Origin of the sequence: Pedobacter sp. V48 (assembly GCF_000523515.1) — a bacterium.
Lineage (GTDB): Bacteria > Bacteroidota > Bacteroidia > Sphingobacteriales > Sphingobacteriaceae > Pedobacter.
The window spans coordinates 164702-187465 of the sequence record NZ_AWRU01000015.1; the positions used below are offsets into that span (position 1 = coordinate 164702).

At 41.6% G+C, this 22764-nt stretch carries 15 protein-coding genes and 2 pseudogenes; 7 read left to right on the forward strand and 10 right to left on the reverse strand.

Annotated features, from left to right (window positions below):
- Positions 1-2 precede the first annotated feature (2 nt).
- The 4 genes from N824_RS15040 to N824_RS15055 all read right to left on the reverse strand — a co-directional run bounded on the left by N824_RS15040 (position 3) and on the right by N824_RS15055 (position 6813).
- Positions 3-1685, reverse strand: a complete 1683-nt coding sequence (locus N824_RS15040) for a RagB/SusD family nutrient uptake outer membrane protein (RefSeq protein WP_048905974.1) — start codon at positions 1683-1685, stop codon at positions 3-5.
- Positions 1686-1696: 11 nt separating this feature from the next.
- The gene (locus N824_RS15045) at positions 1697-5026 is read right to left on the reverse strand and encodes a TonB-dependent receptor (protein WP_048905975.1); all 3330 of its coding nucleotides are present in this window, start codon (positions 5024-5026) and stop codon (positions 1697-1699) included.
- A 76-nt stretch (positions 5027-5102) separates the two neighbouring features.
- Positions 5103-6227, reverse strand: a complete 1125-nt coding sequence (locus N824_RS15050; RefSeq protein ID WP_048905976.1) for a FecR family protein — start codon at positions 6225-6227, stop codon at positions 5103-5105.
- Positions 6228-6270: 43 nt separating this feature from the next.
- Positions 6271-6813 carry an RNA polymerase sigma factor gene (locus N824_RS15055; protein WP_048905977.1) on the reverse strand — a complete coding sequence of 181 codons (543 nt, stop codon included), beginning with the start codon at positions 6811-6813 and terminating at the stop codon, positions 6271-6273.
- A gap of 1243 nt (positions 6814-8056) precedes the next feature.
- Between N824_RS15055 and N824_RS15065 the strand changes: the two genes are divergently transcribed.
- Positions 8057-8728: a discoidin domain-containing protein gene (locus N824_RS15065; protein ID WP_048905979.1), complete on the forward strand. Its 672-nt coding sequence runs from the start codon at positions 8057-8059 to the stop codon at positions 8726-8728.
- Between the two features lie 76 nt (positions 8729-8804).
- On the opposite strand, the gene N824_RS15070 is transcribed toward N824_RS15065, so the two are convergent.
- Both N824_RS15070 and N824_RS35565 read right to left on the reverse strand, forming a co-directional pair.
- Complete coding sequence (locus tag N824_RS15070; RefSeq protein ID WP_048905980.1) at positions 8805-9716, reverse strand: outer membrane beta-barrel family protein; 912 nt, start codon at positions 9714-9716, stop codon at positions 8805-8807.
- Positions 9650-10978: pseudogene (locus tag N824_RS35565) on the reverse strand (outer membrane beta-barrel protein). Before N824_RS35565 ends, N824_RS15070 begins: the two are co-directional and overlap by 67 nt.
- 134 nt (positions 10979-11112) lie before the next feature.
- Between N824_RS35565 and N824_RS15080 the strand changes: the two are divergent.
- The gene (locus N824_RS15080) at positions 11113-12138 is read left to right on the forward strand and encodes a sensor histidine kinase (RefSeq protein WP_048905982.1); all 1026 of its coding nucleotides are present in this window, start codon (positions 11113-11115) and stop codon (positions 12136-12138) included.
- Positions 12128-12838: a LytTR family DNA-binding domain-containing protein gene (locus N824_RS15085; RefSeq protein WP_048905983.1), complete on the forward strand. Its 711-nt coding sequence runs from the start codon at positions 12128-12130 to the stop codon at positions 12836-12838. Before N824_RS15080 ends, N824_RS15085 begins: the two co-directional genes overlap by 11 nt.
- Positions 12839-12845: 7 nt before the next feature.
- Here the strand turns inward: N824_RS15085 and N824_RS29170 are convergent, their stop codons facing one another.
- Entirely contained in the window at positions 12846-17333 is a 4488-nt protein-coding gene (locus N824_RS29170) for a beta-L-arabinofuranosidase domain-containing protein (protein WP_084498346.1), read from the reverse strand.
- A gap of 124 nt (positions 17334-17457) precedes the next feature.
- Here N824_RS29170 and N824_RS15095 point away from each other — a divergent pair.
- From N824_RS15095 to N824_RS15110, 4 genes and pseudogenes are all read left to right on the forward strand, one after another.
- Positions 17458-18249, forward strand: a pseudogene (locus N824_RS15095) (winged helix-turn-helix domain-containing protein).
- A gap of 247 nt (positions 18250-18496) precedes the next feature.
- Positions 18497-18850: a DUF6152 family protein gene (locus tag N824_RS15100; protein ID WP_048905984.1), complete on the forward strand. Its 354-nt coding sequence runs from the start codon at positions 18497-18499 to the stop codon at positions 18848-18850.
- A gap of 2 nt (positions 18851-18852) precedes the next feature.
- On the forward strand, positions 18853-19338 hold the full coding sequence (locus N824_RS15105; RefSeq protein ID WP_200869887.1) for a DUF6644 family protein: 486 nt from the start codon (positions 18853-18855) through the stop codon (positions 19336-19338).
- A gap of 87 nt (positions 19339-19425) precedes the next feature.
- On the forward strand, positions 19426-20403 hold the full coding sequence (locus N824_RS15110) for a GlxA family transcriptional regulator (protein ID WP_048905985.1): 978 nt from the start codon (positions 19426-19428) through the stop codon (positions 20401-20403).
- Positions 20404-20413: 10 nt separating this feature from the next.
- Here the strand turns inward: N824_RS15110 and N824_RS15115 are convergent, their stop codons facing one another.
- From N824_RS15115 to N824_RS15125, 3 genes are all read right to left on the reverse strand, one after another.
- A complete protein-coding gene (locus N824_RS15115) occupies positions 20414-21475 on the reverse strand; it encodes a glycoside hydrolase family 5 protein (protein ID WP_084498347.1) in 1062 nt (353 codons plus the stop codon).
- Positions 21476-21545: 70 nt separating this feature from the next.
- Positions 21546-22301, reverse strand: coding sequence for a hypothetical protein (locus N824_RS15120; protein WP_048905986.1), 756 nt, complete (start codon positions 22299-22301; stop codon positions 21546-21548).
- 106 nt (positions 22302-22407) lie between these two features.
- Positions 22408-22749, reverse strand: coding sequence for a hypothetical protein (locus tag N824_RS15125; RefSeq protein WP_048905987.1), 342 nt, complete (start codon positions 22747-22749; stop codon positions 22408-22410).
- Between the last annotated feature and the right edge of the window lie 15 nt (positions 22750-22764).

Here is a 22764-nt window from a genome sequence, read left to right on the forward strand (position 1 = left end):
AACTAGTAATTAGGGTTTTGAATTAATTTAGGATTGGTAACCACCTCTATATTAGGGATTGGCCATAGGTAATCTCTATTTTTATTGAAGGTGCGTATTTCTATTACCCTCATGTCTGCACGGTTAGGTACCGCAGAATAATCGGTCAGCCCATTCTCATCTATTTGGGGTGCTGCTGCAACCAGGCCTCTTTGTACCCTTCCGTAGAAGTTTCCGGTCATGGCTTTCTCGGCGATATTCCATCTGCGCAAGTCAGTTTGTCTGAACCCTTCCATTGCCAGTTCATAAAGACGTTCTTTATGTACCAGACTGCGAAACTCGGTTTGTGATTTACCTGATGCAATGGCTGGCATGTTTACACTTGGGCGCTGTCTTACCAGATTAATGGCGTCGTAAGCAGATTGATCTAACTGATTGAGCTCGTTTTTAGCTTCGGCATAGATCAGCAGGATTTCGGCATAGCGTATCTGGATGACGTTGAGCTCTGAGTTCGAACGATCTGGCTTGTCGGCCAGGTCTACGTATTTTCGCCAGCAATAGCCAGTAAAGGTTGCAAACGCATTAATGGCTTCCTGGTTGTCTACACGTTTCGCTGGTGTAGTATCATAATTCCAGCATTTCAAACTATCTCTGTGCGTTTCGAACTGGTAATTGAAATATATTGATCCCGGTAAGGCAATGGTAAAGCCAAGTCTGGGATCACGGTTCTTGTATGGATCTTTAGGATCAAAAAGCGGCGATTCATCTATATTTAATCCATCGGTACATGGATAGGCATCTACCAGGGATTGCGATGGTACTTTGTTTGAAAACCCTTGTCCATTCCTGGATAAAAGTGCCGTTGGAGTAGCATGAGTTTGAGTTTTTGATGCACGAAGATATTGAAATGCCCAGATAATCTCGTTGGAATTTTGCCCCGCATAACTAAACAAAGCTCCAAAATCGTTGTGCAGTGTATAGGCTTTAAGGTCCATTACCGCTTTGGCTGCGTCGACAGCATCCTGCCATTTGCCATTATTTAATGCAGTGCGGGCTTTGATAGATAGTGCGGCCCCTTTTGTGGCCCTGCCAATATCACCTCCGGTATAGCTATTTGGTAAATCAAGAGCTGCTTCTGTTAGCTCTTTCATGATAAAATCGGCCAGTTCAGCTTTAGGCGTTTTAGCAATCTGGGCTTCTTCGAGGGTTAACATTTTAGTAATCAATGGCACACTACCAAAATAATCGATAAGATACTGATAGCTATATGCACGGATAAAACGAGCTTCAGCTTTTGAACGGTTAAATATTGCAGGAGTAGTTTTGTCCTTTACTTTGTCAAGATTATCCAGAATAAAATTACATTTTGCAATCACAATATATGCTTGTTTCCATATTTCTAAGGCATAAGTATTGTTACTGTCCTGATTACCTTTTCCGATACTCTGTAAGGCACTATTGTTACGGTCCCAACCAATATCTGTTCCATCATCGATACTAAGGTTGAGCGGCATGCCATCAAGGGGAGAATAGGCTGCAGATTTATACAAACCATTAACGGCGAGAAGGAGTTCGTCCTGGTTAGCGAAAAAAGTTTCATCTGAGGGACCTGACAAAGGACTCTTATCCAGGTATCCTTTTTGGCATGAAGGTGCAACTGTTGCTAAAACAGCGACCAGTATAATTAGGTATATATTTGTTTTCATCTGTTATATTGTTAAAATGTAACCTCTAAACCAAAACTGTATAACTTAACCTGGGGATAGATATTTCCAGCGCCTACCGGTGCTTCTACATCATATCCATTAAGAAAACGGTCGAACGAAGCGACGTTAGAACCATTTGCAAAAACTCTAAGTCGGCTAATGCTCAATTTCTTTATGATGTTGGCTGGTAACGTGTAACCTATCTGAATATTTTTTACACGTAAATAAGATGCGTCTTTAAGCCAAAAGGTAGATGCCTGCTCATTGTTCGACTCACCAAAAGCCAGTCTCGGATATTTGGCATTGGGGTTTTCCGGAGTCCATCGATCTTTATTTTCCTCTCGAATCGTCCCTCCAAGTGCCCCGCCTACATTGAATGGCAAAACCCCTGGGCCGTTTACATAACCATTGGCTTTGCCAACCCCTTGTAATAGTACTGAAAGGTCGAACCCTTTATATGAGGCGCCTATATTTGAAGCAAAAGTGAATCGTGGAACGGTACTGCCCATTATGATTTTATCGCTTTCATTGATCAGGCCATCGCCATTTTGATCTTTATATTTAATATCACCGGCTTTAACTGTACCAAATTGTTTTGCATGTGCAGCTGCTTCCTCGTCAGATGTAAAAAAGCCCTGTGCTTCATAACCAAAAAGAGAATTGATGGCATAACCTTCACGATTTACAATTAAATTAGCGGTCTGATTGATGCCCCTCATATCTACTATAGTATTTTTTACATCAGACAGGTTGAAACTTATGTTATAATTGAAATCTTTGACATTTCCTTTGTAGTTTATACCCAACTCCCAACCCTTGTTATCAACAGTTCCTGCATTTTGAAAGGGAGCAACCAAACCAAGGGTTAATGGAATACCCAGCTGCAAAAGTATATCTCTGGTACGCCTTTGGTAATAATCGGCTGTAATGCTTAGATTATTCAAAAGTGTTAAATCAATACCAATATTTTTTTCTTCAGTAGTTTCCCAGGAAATGTTTTTATTGGCCATGGCTTTTAACGTTGCCGTGTTGGCTATCTGTTTGCCCAAAGCCGTAGATTCAAACTCAAGAGCAGTAATTGAAGGATAGGTACCAATGAGCTGATTGCCAAGTCTACCCCAGGAAAGTCTCAATTTGGCCTCGTTTATGGTATTTTTTAATCCACTAAAAAAATCTTCTTCCGAGATCCTCCATCCTGCTGATGCTGAAGGGAAAAACCCATACTTATTTCCCTCTGCAAAGCGGGAAGACCCATCGTACCGTGCATTGAGTTCTAACAGATATTTGCCTTTGTAGCTATAGTTTAATCTGCTGAATAGGGACTGCAATGCCCATTCTTCTGCACTTCCAGTGGCAGTTTGGTTTAAAGCAGAGCCGCCATTTAGGATTGGATATTCCGGGAGGATATAGGTGTCTCTGTACCCCTGTATCCATTCTGAATAGTAATCTTCCCTAGAACCGCCTACAAGAAACTTAAAGCTATGATCCTTAAAGGATTTGCTTGCAGTAAGCGTAACACGCATGTTATTATAAAATGATTGGGTTTGTTTTTGTGTTAATGAGGTTAATGCCGGAGTAAGGAAACTTGGACTACCATCTGGTAAATAAGACTGAATTGCTTTCTTGAATCTATTATTAGATGACAATGCATATTTGGGAGAATAAGCTGCCTCTGCCTCCAGCCATTCAACCGGTTTATAGTTAACAATAGCATTAATGCTTCCAAATGGTCCTCTTATTCTATTGGTGCCTCCCTCTCTGGTTACGGAGATTGGATTAGTACCATTCCAACCCACTCCCCATTGTCCCCTTTCAGTAATACCGATCTGATTTGCCGGAATTCCGTTCATCCATTGAAAAATTTCTCCCGACCCAATATTAGGGTCTGTAGAAGCTGAAGGTTCTGTGGAAATGGCATTGACATACTGCAGATCGACCTTGGCCTTGAGTTTCTCAGAAAAAGTAATATCGGCGTTATTACGTATAGTATAGCGCTTAAATCCTGAATTTTCAATTATGCCTTTCTGATCAAGAAGTCCGAATGACCCTATTAGTTTTACCTTCTGAGTCCCCCCCTGAATGGTCAAAAAATGACTTTGTTGTAATCCAGAACCAGTTAGGGTTTCTTTTTGCCAGTCGGTATTCGGATAGAGGTCAGAACTGACACCATTTTGTTCTCTATACTTTTGTATCAGCGCATCTGAATAGAGAGGTGTCCGGCCAGTATTAGCATAAGCTTCATTGATTAGTAACATGTAATCTAGTGCATTTACCAATTTCGGCATATTGGTTGGATCCTGCCAGCCGATATAGTTGTTATAAGAAATACTGATCTGATCGGTATTTGCCCTTTTGGTTGTAACTAAAATTACGCCATTGGCGGCTCTGGATCCATAGATGGACGCTGACGCCGCGTCTTTAAGAATAGAAATGGATTCGATTAAATTTGGGTCTATGTTGTTGATTGAACCCTCGATTCCATCGATCATCACCAATGGATCCGAACCACTTAACGTTCCTATACCGCGAATCCTTATTGTTCCACCATCGCTGCCTGGCCTTCCGGAACTTTGCCTGATGGTAACCCCAGGTGCCATACCTTGCAGCGCAGCTGAGGTTTGCCCCATCGGACGTGCGGCCAGATCCTTTCCTGTAACCATAGAAACAGCCCCTGTTAAGTTCACTTTTTTCTGTGTTCCGTAGCCAACCACCACAACCTCTGTTAAATCCGTATCATCGGTCTGCAGTTTTACATTGATACTGGTTTGGTTACCCACAAGAATTTCCTGTGAAGTATAACCAACATAGGAAAACAGTAAGGTGTTTCCGCTATTGGCTTCAATTGAATAACGCCCATTCTGATCAGTAACCGTTCCGGCATTGGTTTCTTTAACTTTTACACCTACTCCTGGCATTGCCATTCCTGAGGCATCGGTTACCGTTCCTCCTATTTTTTGACGTGCATTGTTCACTGCGCCCTGGTCTGCTTTATTGTCGACAGGAACAGCCGGTGCGACCGCTTTTTGCAGTACAATGTACTTTTCTTTCACCACCCAGCTAAGCCCTTTGCTTTTAAGCGTGGCGTTTAATACTTCTGCCAGTTCGGCCTGATTAAAGTCGACAGTGATTTTTTCGGTATCATCCAGCAGTTTATTACTGTAGAATACGGTTAAACCAGTTTGTTTTTTAATGGTTTTAAATAATGTGGCAATGGTAATGTTCTTGCCTTTGAGGCTGATCTTGCTGATGCCCTGCGTGTTTGCGCGAACTGGCAATAAAATAAACAAGATCAAAATAACCGGCAAAGATAGCCGGCCTAATCGGGTTAGTTTTTTAAGCATACATTTAAAGTTTATATAAGGTTTGCTCTAAGACGCAGCTTTTACCCGAATGGGTGAATGGTGTTTTAAAAAAATATTACCTGAAGGTCAATATTCCATTTTTAAGCTCGGCTTGCATACCTGAAGTAAGTTTCAAATTACTGATGACTACATCCAGGGGCAAGTTTTTGTCAATTTCGCCTGTAAAGGTCTGCTGGGAAACTGCTGGGGTTTGCCAGGCAATTTTCACATCAAACCAGCGATTTAAGACCTGCGAGATCTGGGATAGTGGTTGGTTGTGGAAGGAATAAGTACCGTTTCGCCAGGAAAGTACTTCTTGTGCATCAAATGTTTTGATCTCCAGATTCTCTTTTCCGATTACAGCTTCCTCACCAGGTTTTAATTTAATAACCTGATTATCTTTTTTGGCCGACACAGATCCCTCCACTAGCGCTGCAGTGAAATTCTGAGCGGTATACGCATTTACATTAAAAGAAGTTCCATGCACATGCACATCGGCATAAGAGGTATGTACAATAAATTCTTGTTGCGGGTTCTTGGCTACTTCAAAATAGGCCTCTCCGGTTAAATAAACCTCTCTTGTTTGTTTTCCGAACTGAAAAGGAAAACGCAGACTGGATGCGGCGTTCATCCACACGGTGGTACCATCTGACAGCTTAATTTTATAGTCTTTGGTAACCGGAACAAATAGTGTTGCCCACTGCTGGCTATCGGCATTACCGGCGTTGTAGCTTAACTCCTTTTGTTTGGTATTGATTTGGGTTTGGCCTAATTTAATCTGCTTATTATTGGAAAGATCGACCGCTTTTCCCTGATCGGTTTTAAGGTATACTTCTTTAAATGCTTGGTCCTGAAGTGATAACTGGCTTTGCTTGGTGGAACTGAAATACCATGCTAGTGGAAGGGCAATGGCCAGCATTGCAGCAATACCACTTAAGGCCCATCTGTTTCTGCTGAAAAATGAACCAGGTTGCTGGTGCAGGCTTTCGCTTGTTTTCTCCCAGGCCTGATCAGGATTTAGTCCGGACAGAAATGCTGCTGCTTTGGGGCTTCCCATTTTTACTTTCAATACCTCCCAGAACTTTCGCACTTCGGCGTGGCTTGAAATGGCATGCTCGGCCACAAGGTTATCCTGTTCACTGATCGTTCCTGCTATCTTTTCAAATAAAAGACCTTGTATATATTCCTCGTTATACTCCATTACTACACATTAGACGCAATTAAGCGATTATCAGGTGAATATTTCATTTAAAATTAATGAGTTTTTTCTGCAAGGCCTTTACAGCCAGTTTTAAATGGGTTTTTATGGAGTTTACAGAGAGACCCATTTCCTCTGCTGCTTCCTTATATTTTTTATCTTCTAGATATACCAGCTTAAATGCCTTTTGGCGCTGACTTGGCAATTGTTCAAATATGAGATCAAACTTTCCCTGGTAATCATTCTCCTGATTTGTGTCCTGATCTTCTTCTCCCTGCCAGCTTTGTTCTTCTGTATACGCGTTAAGCTTACGCTCAGATACCTTCTTATCTCTGAGAACTGTTAAGCAACGATTGTGAACTGAGCGCAGCAAATAAGCCTTTATAGAGGTATTGATGGATAGGAAAAGTTTTTTCTGCCAGATAGCAATAAAAAGGTTCTGAACCAGGTCCTCGGCCTCCATATCATCCTCCAGCATAAAATAAGCTTTGGTGGAAAGAACCTTATAATATTTCTTAAAAATCAGCTCATAAGCGGTGTAATCTCCGCCTTTAAGTTGTTCCAGTAATATTTGGTCTTCATCTTCCATTATGAACTCAGGTAAACTAAAGATATAAGTTCAAATGAATAATATCAAAATTTCACACAAACGTTTGCATAAATTTTCGACACGCAGAAGCGTTTTTAGTTAATTCTTTGCAAAGAAATTTCAAATGGGGAAATGTTATTTGAAAATCAGCTGACGTAATTTTAAGCAAAGAATAGACATTCCGCCGAGACATGGGGCTTTAAAGCCTTTATCAAACGCTTGCGCAGCAGTTGTAACACCTTGACTTACAACATTGCGGGATACTTTATTACTTTTTCATATCAATTCATCCTAAACCAAATTTTATGAAAAAAAGTAATCTTTTATTAGCGTGCGTTTTTTGCAGTATTCTCTTCACATTTTCATGTAAGAAGGCAGAACACATCCAATCAGAAGAAAAAGCTTTGTCGGTTCACGACTCCACTGCTGAAATTATTACCCAAACCAGAAATGTAAACATCGTTTACTTTGTACCCAGCGACCTGGATACATTGGCCGGTTATCAAAAGAGATTGAGCGACCTGCTATTGTGGACCCAGGAATGGTACAAACAGGAAATGAACCGCAATGGCTATGGCTATAAAACTTTCGGCCTGGCCAATGACGGCTCAGATGGTGCAAAAATCATTACGATAAGAGGTAGTTTACCTAAAAGCGGCTATCCATATTCAGGTGGCTCGGGAGCGGTGGCTAGTGAAGTGAATGCTTACTTTGCTGCTCACCCGGCCGACAATACAAGCGACCATACGCTAATCATTATACCAAGATATTCCATTGGCGCCAATGGCACGCCCAGCGGTGGTCCTTTTTATGGTACCGGCAGGTGGTGTTATGCGTTGGACTATGAAGAAATGGACATCCAGAATCTTGGCAAAACGGACGCCGTCGGCAACCGATTCAGTGTATGGTTTGGTGGTATGGTTCATGAATTAGGTCACGGACTGAACCTGCCGCATAACAGGCAAAAGGTTTCGGAAGATGCTACGCTAGGTATGGCTTTAATGTGGGCAGGTAATGGTACGCTAGGTAAAAGCCCTACTTTTTTAACTGCTATTGATGCGGCAGTTTTAAACACAAATCAGGTATTTAACAACAATAGCAATACCTACTATGGTCCGGTAACATCKWKYNTCRAYWMMMWANCNATGSMAKNTATWMYMGYGSYYWAYSYYCGATTGTAGTATCAGGTAAGTTTACCTCGACCGGCAATGTAACGAGCATCCTCTATTTTAATGACCCTAACGTGAACAATGAGGGTACGGGCGTAAACCACGATTATAATGCCATCGGTTGGGAGTCGAAAAAAATAGGTACGGACAGTTTTAGAGTGGTAATGCCTATTGCTGATCTGGTAGAAAAAGCAGACGGGATTCCATATGAATTAAAGGTTAAACTGGTGCACGACAATGGTACTGTTACCCAGCAGATTTATTCTTATACTTTTGCAGGTGGAATTCCTGTTTTAAATTTCAGTACCAGAAACGAACTTAGTAAAACAGGCTGGAGCATTGCTTCATTCAGCTCTGAAGAAACAAGTGGTGAGGGTGCCGTAAATGGCAGGGCCAACACATTGATTGATGGAAGTGGAAGCACTTACTGGCATTCGCGCTGGTCAAGTTCGGCAACCTCCTACCCTCATAATGTGGTGATCAACCTGGGATCTTCTAAAACAGCAAGTGGCCTTAGTTTAACTCAACGTAGTGGCTTAAGCCGTGCGGTTAAGAATTTCGAGGTACTCACCAGCACTGATGGCATTAATTTTACTTCAGTAAATAACTATGTTGCAGCAAATGCTGACGGACCTCAATACTTTGATTTTGGAAGCGCAAAAACTTTCAAATACATAAAGGTTATCGCCAATTCTGCACATGATGGATTACAGTTTGCAGCTTTAGCCGAGTTGGGATTGTATTAATTAGGGAAGGTTAGTTAGTAGTAACAGGGGGCGTTCATACTTTTTGAACACCCCCTTGTTATTTCAGACCGCAGACTTACAAGCCTTTAATCCTATTCTGTTCATCCCAGGCGCCATTCCGGTCTCTTAAGCGCTTGTTGTTCTTAGCATTTTTGCTGATCCTATAACTGAAAGAAAGTATAACTGTTCTGGTATCCTGCCTGTTTCTAAATGTAGCACTGGAACCAACTACATTGTGGATACTGCCTTTACGTATGGCTGAATAGAATAAATCGCTGCCATTAACCCCTATTGAACCATTACCTGAAAACAGTTGCTTTTTAACTCCCGCTCTAATGCCCGCTATTCCAAAAGTTGTTACCTGATTGGAATAATTGCGGCCTCCCCAGTCAAAAGCGAGATCAGCACTCCAGGTTTTGCTTAAAGAAAAGCGGTTATACCAGTTAAATGACTGCATAACTACGGCTGTATCTACAGTAATCCCGTTGAATTCAGATTGTAAATGTACCCGCTCCGGATTGATCGTAAAATCGGCATTCCACCATTTGAAAATATCCTGATTATAAGAAAGCATTAACCCTGTTATGATAACAGACCCCACATTTTCCGGTCTCTTGATATATACATCATTAATGGCTTTGATAACAGGGCTACTGGTATTGGACATAAATGAATAATAAACGTTGGTGGTCAGTTTATCTTTAAAAACGTGAGTGAGTTGAATATTATTGGTAAACTCGGGACTAAGAAATGGATTGCCAGACTCCTGATTATACTTTTGCACTACCATAAGAAAGGGATTCAGCTGATCATATGCCGGTCTGTTGATGCGTTTTCCATAGCTTAAAAAGAACTGATTCTGGTTTGTAGCATCGGGCTTATAGGAAAGGAAGAATGAAGGGAAAGCATTGAAGTAATTCCTTACAAACGAGGAATCGGATTTTTGTATATTCCCCAGCTGATGCCCTTTGGAACTGGTATGTTCCATCCTAAGCCCCACCTTAATACCAAGYWTACMAAAWTCNCGATWNNTCSYTYKWWAKRAAWKRCWTYRATGYYKWYSCGATATAAGAATGCGTTTGTTCTGTTATAATCTGGTTGTTCCAGTTCGGCAGCGCCAGAAAAGTAGCTGGCCTGGTTATCTGTTTTTATAAAGCTTGATTTTAGACCCGCACTGAGTTTGTAATTATTTTTTAAAGAGAATGAATAATCCACCCGGGCCGAAAAGATATCTATTGTTCTCGGAAGATCCCCCCTGATGCGTTCTAAGCCCAATGCCTGACCAGAGGCATTGTAACTATTGTTGCCAAAAAGCTGGTTGTTGGTGGAATTGTAGTGTGTGTAATCGACATCCATACTGAGCTCGGTTCCTGTACTATCGAATTGGTGCAGCATATTTAAATTCATCGTACCGTTCCTGAACAGGTTGTTTACGCTATGACTGGAGTTTACTATAGCGTCCAATTGATGATTGCTATTCATCATTAAATTTCGGGTACCTCCATGTTCGTTAACCCGATTCCTTAACCCATTGAAAATAAAACCAATGGTAGTTCTTTTGTTCAGGTAATAATCCACTCCTAGTTTTACATTGCTGTTGTGCCTGTTGTAAAGTATTTCTCCTTGCTGTTCCAGTATTGAAGTTAAGCTCCCTGTCTCATTTTTAAAGCTTCGGATTGCCGAGGAATTCTGGAAATCTTTAGGGCTGCCGGCCCCTACATTTGTGAATAGGTTTAGTTTGTTTATCCGATAGTTAAAATTGAAGGAGCCATTTATTTTTCTGTAAATCCCCTTTCCACCGTTTAGTGTTATACCTGTATTGAATCCCTCCTGCTTACTCTTTTTTGTCAGGATATTGATAACTCCACCACTGCCTGCTGCATCGTACCTGGCCGGAGGATTGGGGATCAGCTCGACCTTATCCAGCTGATCTGTTCCCATAGTTTTTAAATAAGACATCAGATCGGCGCCCGACAAATACGTTAATTTGCCATCAATATAAACCGTGGCTCCCTTACCCATCAGGTTAATTGTACCTTCTTCAGTGACCCTTAGGCCAGGCAGCCTGCTTAAGAGCTCAAACGCATTGGTGCCACCAACGTTAATAAGGCCATCAACATTTACTATGGTGCGGTCAATTTTACGCTCTATGGCCTTTTTACGGGTGGTAATTTTTACTTCTTTAAGGTCCGTTGTTTGAGCCATGGAAGAAGTTGCGATTAGACAGAGTATTAGAAAAATTTTCATCATAATTAGCATTAAGTTTAAACCAAATTAGTTCCGCCGGGCTTTCAGGAAAAGACTAATCGGTGAACAAGGCGATGTCCTCGACAAACGCTTAAAAAGGGGCTTATTCTGATAAGCTAAATAGTGTATTTTTGGGTATGAAGAAAAACCTCTGGCCCCTGATGGGCGCCTTTATTGTTTTTTACATGTTAGTTCATGTGAGTGGGCACCTGCCAGGCTTACTCCGCGGGAAATGGACGTTGGTAGATGAACGTAGTTTCACAGTGCAATTGCTAAGTATGGTAACAGATATGAGTATCTCATTCCTGTTCGTGTTGTCGACCTATATGGTAATGCATAAATATTACCCTAACAGAAAGTATGTCGGACTGTTTCTTAATATAGGTCTTCTTATCAGCGTTGCTTTTATCAGCTGTTTTTTAACCAGTTATGTAGCAACCGTCGCACTATCTCGGGATCCGGTCAGGTTAAATCTTTTTTTCAGAAATAACGTGCTCATTTATATCCTGAACACCATTTTTGCAATGGTATTCTATTTCTTCACGTATACCCGGCAGAAGGAACTGGAGCAAAAAGAATTAGCACTGCAAAACCGTACATCAGAGCTTTCATTCCTTCGCTCACAGGTCAACCCGCATTTCCTGTTCAACAACCTCAATACAATTTATTCCCTGGTTTACCATAAATCCGAGCAGGCCTTACCGGCAATCTCGGGGCTTTCAGAATTGCTAAGGTATATGCTCTATGACAGCAGTGAAAAAATAGAACTGGAGCAGGAGATCAGTTACATCGAAAAATATATTTCCCTTCAGCAGTTACGTTTTGAAAACCCTGTTGCCGTTAATATGAAGGTAACCGGTAATGTAAAGGAAATGAAGGTACCACCCTTATTGCTGATCCCCTTTGTAGAGAATGCCTTTAAACATGGAGATGTCTCGGAAACTAAAGAATGGCTATGGATAGACATCAATATGACTGGTGCTGAGCTGATATTCTCATGTATCAATACCAAAGTGAGTAAAAACAAGGATTTTACCGGGGGGATTGGAATAGACAACGTAATGAAGAGACTTGAACTGCTTTTTAAAGGGCGTTACGAATTGGATATTAGAGATAATGAACATCAATTTACAGTTAAACTTGACCTGAACAATGAAGAGTGATAACGTCCTGCACTGCATAGTCCTCGATGATGAGATCCATGCCGTTAAGCTGCTGGCAGATTATGTACTGCGTACAAACGGACTTGAACTGGTATTGAAAACCACAGACCCGGCAGCAGCTGTCGATCTCATTCATAACGGCAATGTCGACCTGATCTTCCTGGACATTCAAATGCCCAATCTTACGGGTATCGAGGTAATGAATATCATTCGTCAGGGACAAACAAAGGTCATCCTCACAACAGCTTATTCGGAATATGCCTTAACTGGCTTCGAATACGATGCAATTGATTACTTAATGAAGCCCGTCACTTTCGAAAGATTTTTGATTGCAGTAAACAAGGCCAAGAAACGAATGAATTTAAGCGCTCCGGAGGCAATAGAGCCCGACCATATTTTCATTAAGGTGGAGCACCGGCTGCAGAAAATCTTGTTTTCATCGATCCACTATATCGAAGGCCTGGGCGATTACATCAGTTTTCATACCTCAGGAGGCAGAGTGCTTTCATTAGAGCGCATGAAACACATTGAATTAATCCTTCCCCAACATCTTTTCTTAAGGATACACAAGTCGTATATCATTAACACCAGCCATATTGATTTTGTAGAAAGAGGCAGGATTGTGATCGATAAGAACTACCTGCCAATTGGCGAAACCTATAAGGATATGGTAAATAAGAAGTTAGGACTTAAAAGTTAACGTCTGCTTATCTCTTAAATTTTAAAATGGTATAAGAATGTGCCGGGAAGCTATATTTAGGTGCATCTCCAGTTAGATTTACCTTTGAGCTTACAGTTTTATACCGTTCAGGTTCTGTAGGTGTATTCTTTGAAGTAAGTTCACCCGACAGCACATAAACATCGGTCTCTAGATTTCTACCTTCAAATCCGTTAAGCTCAATTGCAGTAGTAATGGCCTCGGCACTGGTATTTACAATGTGTAATGCCAAGGTCTTCTCATCTTCGCTACGCGCTGCTGTTACATCCAGAGCACCTTCAACTTTACTTAAAACACGTAAGGGTAAATAGTTCTCTGCCTGCATCTTCTGTGCATAAAATGGGGGCATTCCCCATGCCTTGCCTGCGGTGAAGAAGATCTGACCCTGATCCCAGTCGTTGTCATTCTGCTGATAAGGCTGAAGTGCGTTGGCAGGACTTGAGGTGAGTACAAATTCATTATGTCTGCGGATTGCATTCAGATTAGTAGCATGCCCCAAGGCGCGCTGAATTCCATGCTTACTGCCATTCTCTTCAAAAACGGCAACTTTCATTTGGGTTGCCGGATCCCATTGCTTAAACATACGTTGCATTTCCGCAAGTTGCTTATCAGTATCCAGACCTGCCTTTGGATCATCACCACCTACATGGAGATCCCAATAATCGGCTTTGCCGTTAAGTTCCCTGAATACGTACTCCATATTAGGAGATTCAGGACGCCACCAGGCTGCATGTACGAATTTTAAAGAGCTATCTTTCTTTTTCATAGCTGCATATAAGAGATTGAAGCGTGCTACATATTCCCCGTATGCCTTTTTGTTGTCGCCGTTAAAAATAACCTCCTCATTCCCGATCTCTATATATTTTACTCCGTAAGGTTTTGGATGTCCATTTTTGGCACGCTTTGCCCCCCATTCTGTATTCCCATTCCCATTAAGGTATTCTACCATATCAGCCACATCTTCTGGTGTTTCATAGATATTTATGGCAAAACAAGGTGTTATGGCTGTTGTTTCACAAAACTTGAGAAACTCCTCTATGCCAAAGCCATTGGTGGTATACCAGTTCCAGTGGCCTCGATATGGAGGTCGTTTGTCGGGATCACCAATCATTTTTTTGAACCTGTATTCCGGGGAATTCACCATAGTTCCTGCATAACGCAAAAAGGTTAACCCTTGCGACACCAACATATTTCCAATGTCGGCCCGAACTGGCAATCCTTTAAACTGATCTTTACCAGTACCCATAAGTACTGCCTGATCTATCCAAAGTTTACCGTGTGAAGATATATAGATAGCCAGTCTGGCATTTTTGTCTGTGGTATGAGAGGTCAATGTAAATGGATATTTCTTCCAATTGGCACCTATACCGCTTAGTTTTTTGGTTGCATATGTTTTGCTGCCATCAGCACTTTCGAGCGCAATGATTACTGGGCCGTTTAGCTTTTCTGCCTTTAGATATACCCTTCCCTGAAAAGTTTGCCCTTTACCCAAGGCAATCCCCCAACGATTCAAACTCCTGTTGGCTACTCCTACTTTTCCGGCACCCGTTGCAAAGGTTATAACCTGTGATTTTTTTCCATTGTAGGCAACATTGCTGTCTAGCTCAAAATTAGCCTTCACTTGTCCAGGGTTTACGATATCCCAATTATAGCTCACCTGCTCACCAGCAGCGTTGACAAGTCTCAGGGATTCAGTTTTTCCGTTTTCCTGTATGGAGACATTCCTGAACTCCATCGCTGATCTCCAGGTGCGCAATCCGATCTTTCCCTTAAGCAAGGGGTTACGCTCATCCCTAAAGGAAAGCATTTGTTGTCCGTTAAGGAAAACTTCAATCTCGGATCCTTTTAGCACCACCTTTACTTTATTCCACGTTTCAGGATCAAAACTGGCAGTTGCCTCTTTGAGTGATTCAAAGTTTTGCAGGTGCTTTCCAAGGGCTATCTTCTTACCGTCTCTGCTCAGGCTGATCTCATATCCATCAAAAGCATCATCACCTACACCCGCATTGGCTACCCGAACTAACAGTGCACCACTTTCTCCTTTTCCGGTAAACCTGATCTCGGCTTGAACGGTACCGTTAGTTAGTTCTGTTGGTTCATAAATCAATTTCGCGCTGTGATCTGGCTCTACACCGATTAGATGCATACTGGTCATGAATACTTCACTATTTGTGTTTCTGCCGGGAATAATGGCAACAGCGCCGTCTTTTGCCGTCCAATAGCCCGCAAACCTTTTCCATTGGTTATGATTTACACCGGTAGAAGGTTCTTCAAAGCTCTCGCCGAATATCCGCTGGTCGTAAAAGCCCCCGTAGATTTCGTGGTTCACATCCTCAATATTTGAACCGTAGATCAATGGGCTTAATTTATTCTGGATTTGACCTGCATCTACCTTAATGCGTGCATTTTGAGGTAGCGGTAGCCAAACTTTATAGCCTTTTGCTGCTCTGTTTCCAACAGCATAATAAGGGATAGCAGTAAAAGTTTTACCGTCAACTGTTTTGCCGGTAACCACATTCACACCTTTTAGCAGGTTGTCTTTAAATTGCAATTGCAATGCGGAAGCAGTGTCAATCTGCAACTGTTCAACATTGCCGTTATCTGCTGCCTCTAGGCTGTAAACAATAGGTCCCGATGCTATTGCTACGCTGTTCTTTAAATCTTTCACCTGATTATTTGCAGTAACAAAACGTGGTTTCATAGGCAGCTGGAGTTCCACCTTGTCTCCTTTTTTCCATTTGCGGCTGATCACAGCATATCCATTGTTCATTGTGGCATTGGCAGGGCTGCCATTTACAAGCAGTGTATAAGATGATGGCAGATCGGAACGGTAAAGATCGTAAGGATTTTCTTTTCCCCTTGCCCATCCCGGAATGCGAAGGCTTAAACTAAAGGCCGATTCCTTTTCCGGATTTACATTTAGGCTAATCTTTCCTTCCCAGGGGTAATTGGTTTTCTGCGAAATGGCGATCAGGGTTTTGTCAGGCAGTCGGATATTGGCATCACTGCCGATAAACATGTTTACAAACAAACGATCGCCCGAAGATGCGTAGATGTAGTTTGGCAGTTCAGAAACCATTTTTAAGAACATAGGCGGGCAGCATGGGCAGGAATGCCATGCCCATCTTGAATGATCATGCGCGTTGAGTGGGTTTTGATAAGTATACTGATCGCCCGAAAGAGACACACCAGTAAGTACGTTGTTATAAAGGACACGTTCAAACTCGTCCATATACTTTCCATCGCCCGTTAGTTCGTTCATCCGCTGACTGAAAAATCCTGCACCTACAGCTGCGCATGTTTCCAGATAGGCATCAGTTGGAAGATAATAATCGGGTCCGAATTTCTCGTCGTGCGCAATGGCGCCAACACCGCCCGTTACGAACATACGGCGGCCAACCATATTGTCCCAAAGCTGATCTGCTGTTTGTATGTACTGAGGGTCATGACTCTCCAAAGCCACAGCTGTAATACCCGTAGCCAGTAAAGTGGCACGTACCGCATGACCTTCTATGGTTTTCTGTTTGAAAACAGATATGGAATCTTGCGCGTAGTCGCCCCAGGCAGGGCGAGTGGCATTGGTTACCGTTCCTTCCTTATATTTTTGATCCTTAATCCACTTTTCCGATTTATCGTTACCCCAGGTTTGCCACAGCGGATAATTTATATTGTTGCCTCGATTTTCAATCCAGAACCTTACCAGTTCATAATAAGCCTTTTCATTTACCGGAACGCCCATTTTCTTTTTAAGGCCAGGGTTGTTTTTATATAGCCAGTACAATTTCATAACGGCTTCCTCTGGTCCGGAGTGGGCTGGCACGATGTTTCTTTTAGGAACAGGCCCCATCAGGTTGCTCATGTAATTTGCAAACCGGGTAGCAACTTCGAGCAGTTTGGTTTTACCTGTCGCATTGTAATAGTGAACGCCGGCCTCAATGAGCATACCTGCATTGTAAACATCGTGCTGGAAACGTAAAAGACCACCGTTATCTCCCCAGTGATGGGTTGGTTCCATTAGATCTGTATAAGTATTGATATAGCCGTTAGGATCGGCCTTTTGAGCAGCATAGATACGATCTATATACCCATCAAGTCGTGCCTGTAATACTGGATCGGGATGCTGAATGGTGAGGTCCCCTATTCCGCGAATGCTTTCATAGATCAAGCCGTCAAACCAGGGCAAACCTGCATGACTGCCTGTTCCTTTTTTTCCCTGGGCAATCTTATCGAAATTGTTAAACACATTATTGCTTTCCTGTTCTTTTGCAGGCAGGTGTTGTCCTTCGAACTTATTTAGCACATCGTTGGCAGTTGTAGTGCGCCAAAGCTCGAATTTAGGGCTCCAGAAAGCGTCTTTTATGTTTGCTTTAAGGCTTTGAGTTAGCTGGACATTCTGGTTAACACCTGTGGTTTGTGCCATGCTATCGGTAAAAAGAGCAGTGGTAATGCCGATGCTTAATAAGAAATGGTATTTCATTGTGTGTGGTTTGGTCTCCAAATATATAAATATTTTACAACTGGTACGAACTGGTACGATTTTTTATTTTTTATTTACGATGTTTGTCGGGTGAGTAACTATATTTGCCGGCAATACATCAAACGTGAAAGAAAATAAATCAAAATATAAACTTGTAGTAAGCCATGTGATTGACCGAATAGGCACAGAGGAATACAAGAATGGAGACAGGATACCTTCTATCAATGATTTCAGAACCGAGTATGGTTTATCTCGCGATACAGTGTTTGCTGGCCTACGCGAACTGATGTCAAAAGGCATTATTGCAGCTAACCATGGGGTTGGTTATTTTGTAAAGAGCACCAAAATTCAGACAGGACATCACATATTCCTACTCTTCAATGAATTCAATGAATTTAAAGAAGACCTGTTCAACTCTTTTATGGAATCGGCCGGAAACAGCGCAACAGTTGACCTGTATTTTCACAATTACAACAGGAAGGTTTTTGAGACACTGGTAAATGATGCCAACAACAAGTATACGGATTACATCATCATGTCGGGAAAGTTTCAGGGTATTGAACCGCTGCTGGAATCTTTATCGGGCAGGGTATTTTTGCTGGACCATTTCCATGCAGATTTGAAAGGAAAATACTCATCGGTGGCACAGAATTTTGAGACAGATACTTATGAGGCTTTGGAATCGGCCATCGAACTGATTCGCAAATACAAGCACATTTATATGATCCAAAAGGAAGAAAAGGAGCCTTTAGAGCGTTACGATGGCCTTAAAGTGTTTTGCAGCAAGTATGGGTTTGGCCACGACTATCTTTCTGTGGCAACCAACAGAACAATAGATAAAGGTGATTTATTTATTGTGGTGAATGACAGGGATCTGGTGGATCTGCTNGNAAGNAGSSTSSTGYCCAACAGCTAACCGCAGGTACTGATTTTGGCATCATATCTTACAATGATACGCCCCTTAAAGAGCTTCTTGCTGGCGGAATCACGACACTTTCTACGGACTTTAAGCTGATGGGAAAGACCATGGCAAAGCTGATCAAAACAAAGGGGATTACCACAGTTCAGAATCCGTGGAAGCTGGAAGTTAGAAGCTCTCTGTGACATCTATTTGATCAAAGGTTTTTTTTTAGTATATTCAACTATCATTAAATCTGCATGTTATGAATTATTTAAAAAGCATTTCGCTGGCAATTCTTTGTTTGCTCTGCGTTTCCTTCACAGCATTCCACCATGGTTGGGCTGATTATGATCAAAAAAAGGTATTGGATTTTAAAACCACAATTGAGGAATCAGTATATGAAAATCCGCATGCCCTGGCTAAAGTGAAATACAAAAAACAATTGTGGACAGTTTATTTAGCCCCTACCAGCCGCATGACGGATCGTGGACTAACCGCCGATATGATAAAAAAAGGGACAGAAGTTAGGTTAGTTGCTTACCCTCATAAAACTAAAAAAAACGAAATGCGGGCTGAAAGGATATTTGTAGATAGTGTAAAATACGAACTGCGATAGCTGTGCCATTCTTTATATCTGATCTGCTCAGCTGGTTAGAAAATACTGCCGTAGCGGCGGCTATTCGCCAATCCCTGTGGCTGTATCCGGCTTTGGAAATTGTACACATCACCGGAATTGTAATTTTAGTGGGCGCTGCATTTATGTTCGACCTGCGGTTGCTAGGTTTTTCAAAAAGTCTTTCGGTAATCGGCTTATCCCGCCATTTGCTTCCCTGGTCGGCAAGAGCATTACTATTGGTTATCCCGTCTGGAATATTATTATTCATGACCAATTCAAAAACCCTGGGCATTGACCCCACCTTCTGGCTGAAAATGTTCTTGCTGGTAATTGCGGCGCTTAATGTATTGGTATTTCATAAACGCTTATTTAAGCCTAATTTTGACAGTCAGACCGAAAAACTTCCGTTTTCAACAAAAATATCGGCCCTTGTTTCGATCAGTGTATGGGTAGCGATTATTACCTGTGGTCGTTTGTTGGCCTATTAAAAGGAGTATTCGGAAATACCTCACCATAGCGCGCTTGAATTTTTAAATTAAGATCTGAATCTGGTATCTTTAATAAAAACTTTTACCATGAAGCTAGTGACTATAGTTGTTCCTGAAGGAGACATTAATTTGAGTAGTGTAACCGGTTCATTTGAAATACTTACACGTGCAAATGACATTTGGCAAAAAATGGGGAACAAACCCATGATGGAAGTAAGGATAGCCGGTTATGTACCCGAGTTAAAGGTCGATGACGGTTTCTTTTCTATTAAGCCTATAAATATTAATGATATAGAAAAAACTGATCTGCTGATCATTCCCTCTGTTTCTTATGATATTGATCTGCTGGAAAACAATCATGCGCTAATTGCGTGGATAAAGGAACAGTATATGGGCGGTACTGAAGTGGCATCGATGTGTTCAGGAGCATTTTTGCTTGCAGCCACTGGGTTACTGGATGGCAAAAACTGCTGTACACACTGGAATTTGGCACCTGATTTTAGACGATTGTTTCCAAATATTAATCTTCAAATAGATAAGCTCATTACCGCTGAACGGGGAATATATACCAACGGTGGTGGATATTCATTTTTGAACCTGATACTTTTTCTGGTTGGAGAGTATTTTAACAGGGAGGTAGCTATTATCTGCTCAAAGATTTTTCAAATTGACATCGAAAGATCATCACAGTCGCCTTTTCACATTTTCAGATCACAAAAAAACCATGGTGATGAGCTGATTAGTAAAGCACAAAGTTATATTGAAGAGAATCTAAGCGAGAAAATTTCCTTTGAGGAACTGGCATCAAAGCTTGCCATTAGCCGACGAAATTTTGACCGGAGATTCATTAAAGCAGTTGGAAATACTCCTGTGGAATATCTGCAGCGGGTAAAAGTTGAAGTTGCAAAAAGCACGCTGGAAAAAGGAAATAAAACTGTTTATGAGGTTATGAATGAAGTTGGCTATTCAGATGATAAAGCATTTAGAGGCGTTTTCAAGAAAATAACTGGCCTATCTCCATTGGATTATAAAGCCAGGTATTTTAAGGAGTCTGTTTTGGTATAGTATACGTATCTTAATGTTGCTGTAGCAGTTCAAGCATTTTACGATCTAGCTTATGACCATTATAGTCTTCATATTGAACATCTTGCCGCTCGCTGTCAAGAATACCAAAACTACCACGCAAATTCCATAGCGACCAGCCCCAGCCATTTTCCTTCCATATTTCCAGGTTGTCTTTCATCCATGCAAGCGATACATCATGAGGGGTATGTTGATACGCCCCCCATTCGCCAACATGCACGCCTACACCCTGGTCCATTAGTTTTTTCCATGGATCAAATATTTCCCGTTTTAACCGGTCTTTATCCCACTTGTCGTTGCCTTCCGGATTTAAAGGCCAGGTTGGAACAGCCCAATCTGCTTTAACCCAGGATGCTTTATAATGACTTACTTGCATAGGTCCGTATCCCCTGGTACTTTGCCCAACATTTAAGCCGGATGCACCAAATACAGGTTTAGTTCCATAATGGAGCCCATCGATAACAATTAATCGATCAGGATCTTCTTCCCGTATGGCGTTAACAATTCGTGTCACTACCCGCACGTAATCTGGCTCATCAACATTTGAGGGTTCATTGATCAGATCGAAGCTCAATTTCTTGCTATTGATCCCTTTGTATCGTTTGGCCAGGGTTTGCCAATGGAAGGCCGCAGCTTCTAGAGCCTTATCATCTTTCCATAAATTAAGTGGTTCTGCCGGCGGATTAACACAATAACCCGGGACACGATGCAGGTTAAGGTTAACATGAATCTTGTATTTAATTCCGTAAGCAATTGCCTGATCTATTTCTTTCAAAACATTTTCGGCCATCTGAAGCCAATTATCAGGTTTTGACCAGCAGTGATAGGACATTGGTAAACGGGCAAAGTTAAACCCCCATTTGGCCATCATTTGAAAATCTTCTTTTTTAAAAGGTTGGTTATGGTCTCCGTTAAATTTCTCTAACAGGTTAAAGCCACGCCAAAGTGGTAGCTTGTTAGGTATGATTAAAGGGTTGGATTTAACAAATGCAGGTGTAAACAGGCTTGCAGCTGTTAAACCCACCCCTAGTTGAAGGAATTTTCTTCTTTCCATTTAGTTTTGAGATAGTTGAGGTTCGGTTTATATGCCTTAAATATACCAACATTCATGGACAAGTAGAAGACTATCTATTATAAACATCCACAGCGCTTTCAAGATGCCTGGATCCGGATGTCTGTACAACAAACCCTCCTACTCCAAGACCAGCAGCAAGCCCCCAGAACAGTAAAGTACCTGTAACATTTGGACCTTTGGAATTCATACTGCTCTGACCGAAACCTGTGTGTGAAAGTTTTTGCATATCATTACCCTTTACCAAAAAAGAAACAATACCGGCCACAAATGATGCTCCGGCAGCAGCGTATAATATTTTGCTGGTGTTCATACTTCTTCTGTAGCCGGCCAACATATCCATGCTTTCCGGATTATCGGCCATGTCGTTTTTCAGATTTTGATAATTTACTTTTTTCAGATTCTCGAAACCTTTGTTGTAGTACATYMRWWKKTTAACAACGGGCTCAGGCCGGCCTCCATACCTAAATGCCCTATCGTTGAGAAATTCATCATAAGGAATCTCCTGAAAAATGTTGATTTTTCCCTCTGCAATACGCTCGGCAAATTCGGCGGTGCGCCCGAAAGTGACCCTCCTGGTATTGGCGAAGAAACCATTTTCGTTGTTAAAAAATTTTACTTTTTCAGGCGAAATTCTTCGGGAATCGGCGCGTAGCTGCCAAAATCCAGAAAAATCGGGCCGAAACATGATCCTTTTAGCATAGATTACGGAATCGGAATTGAGATAAAGAAAGTTTTGGGATTCGTGCATCTGGGCACGGGCTGTGATGGCATAGCTAGCCAGTACAACCATGAGAAGCTTTTTCATAGTGGTTACATTTGTGTGTATCTAATAATACACAAATAATAGCCCAAAACTTCTTTTGTAAACAACAAAATACATTTGATCTTCCGGTCAATTCTATTCGGGAATTCTAAAAGGTTGATACCTTTTCAATTCTTTCGTGACGCAACTTCCCTAAAGCAAAAATGCAATGAAAGTCTAACGCACGAAAGCCTTCATTTTTAACGAACACCTTCATTCTTGGTTTAATAGTCAAAAACAAAGAAGTACAATACAATTCAAAATTATTCAGTACAAACTTTTTTTGGTAATCCTGAGAGAGCCCATTAAAATCAAACTTCAAGGCTGAAGCATCCAATACAATCAGGTTATCAAAACGAACCAATGCCTTGGTTAAGTGTATGTTCTCTGCAACCCAGCCGGACATTAACCGGTTAAAGGAAAAAAATTGTTCTTCAGATAACTTTACCATAGTATCAAAATTAGC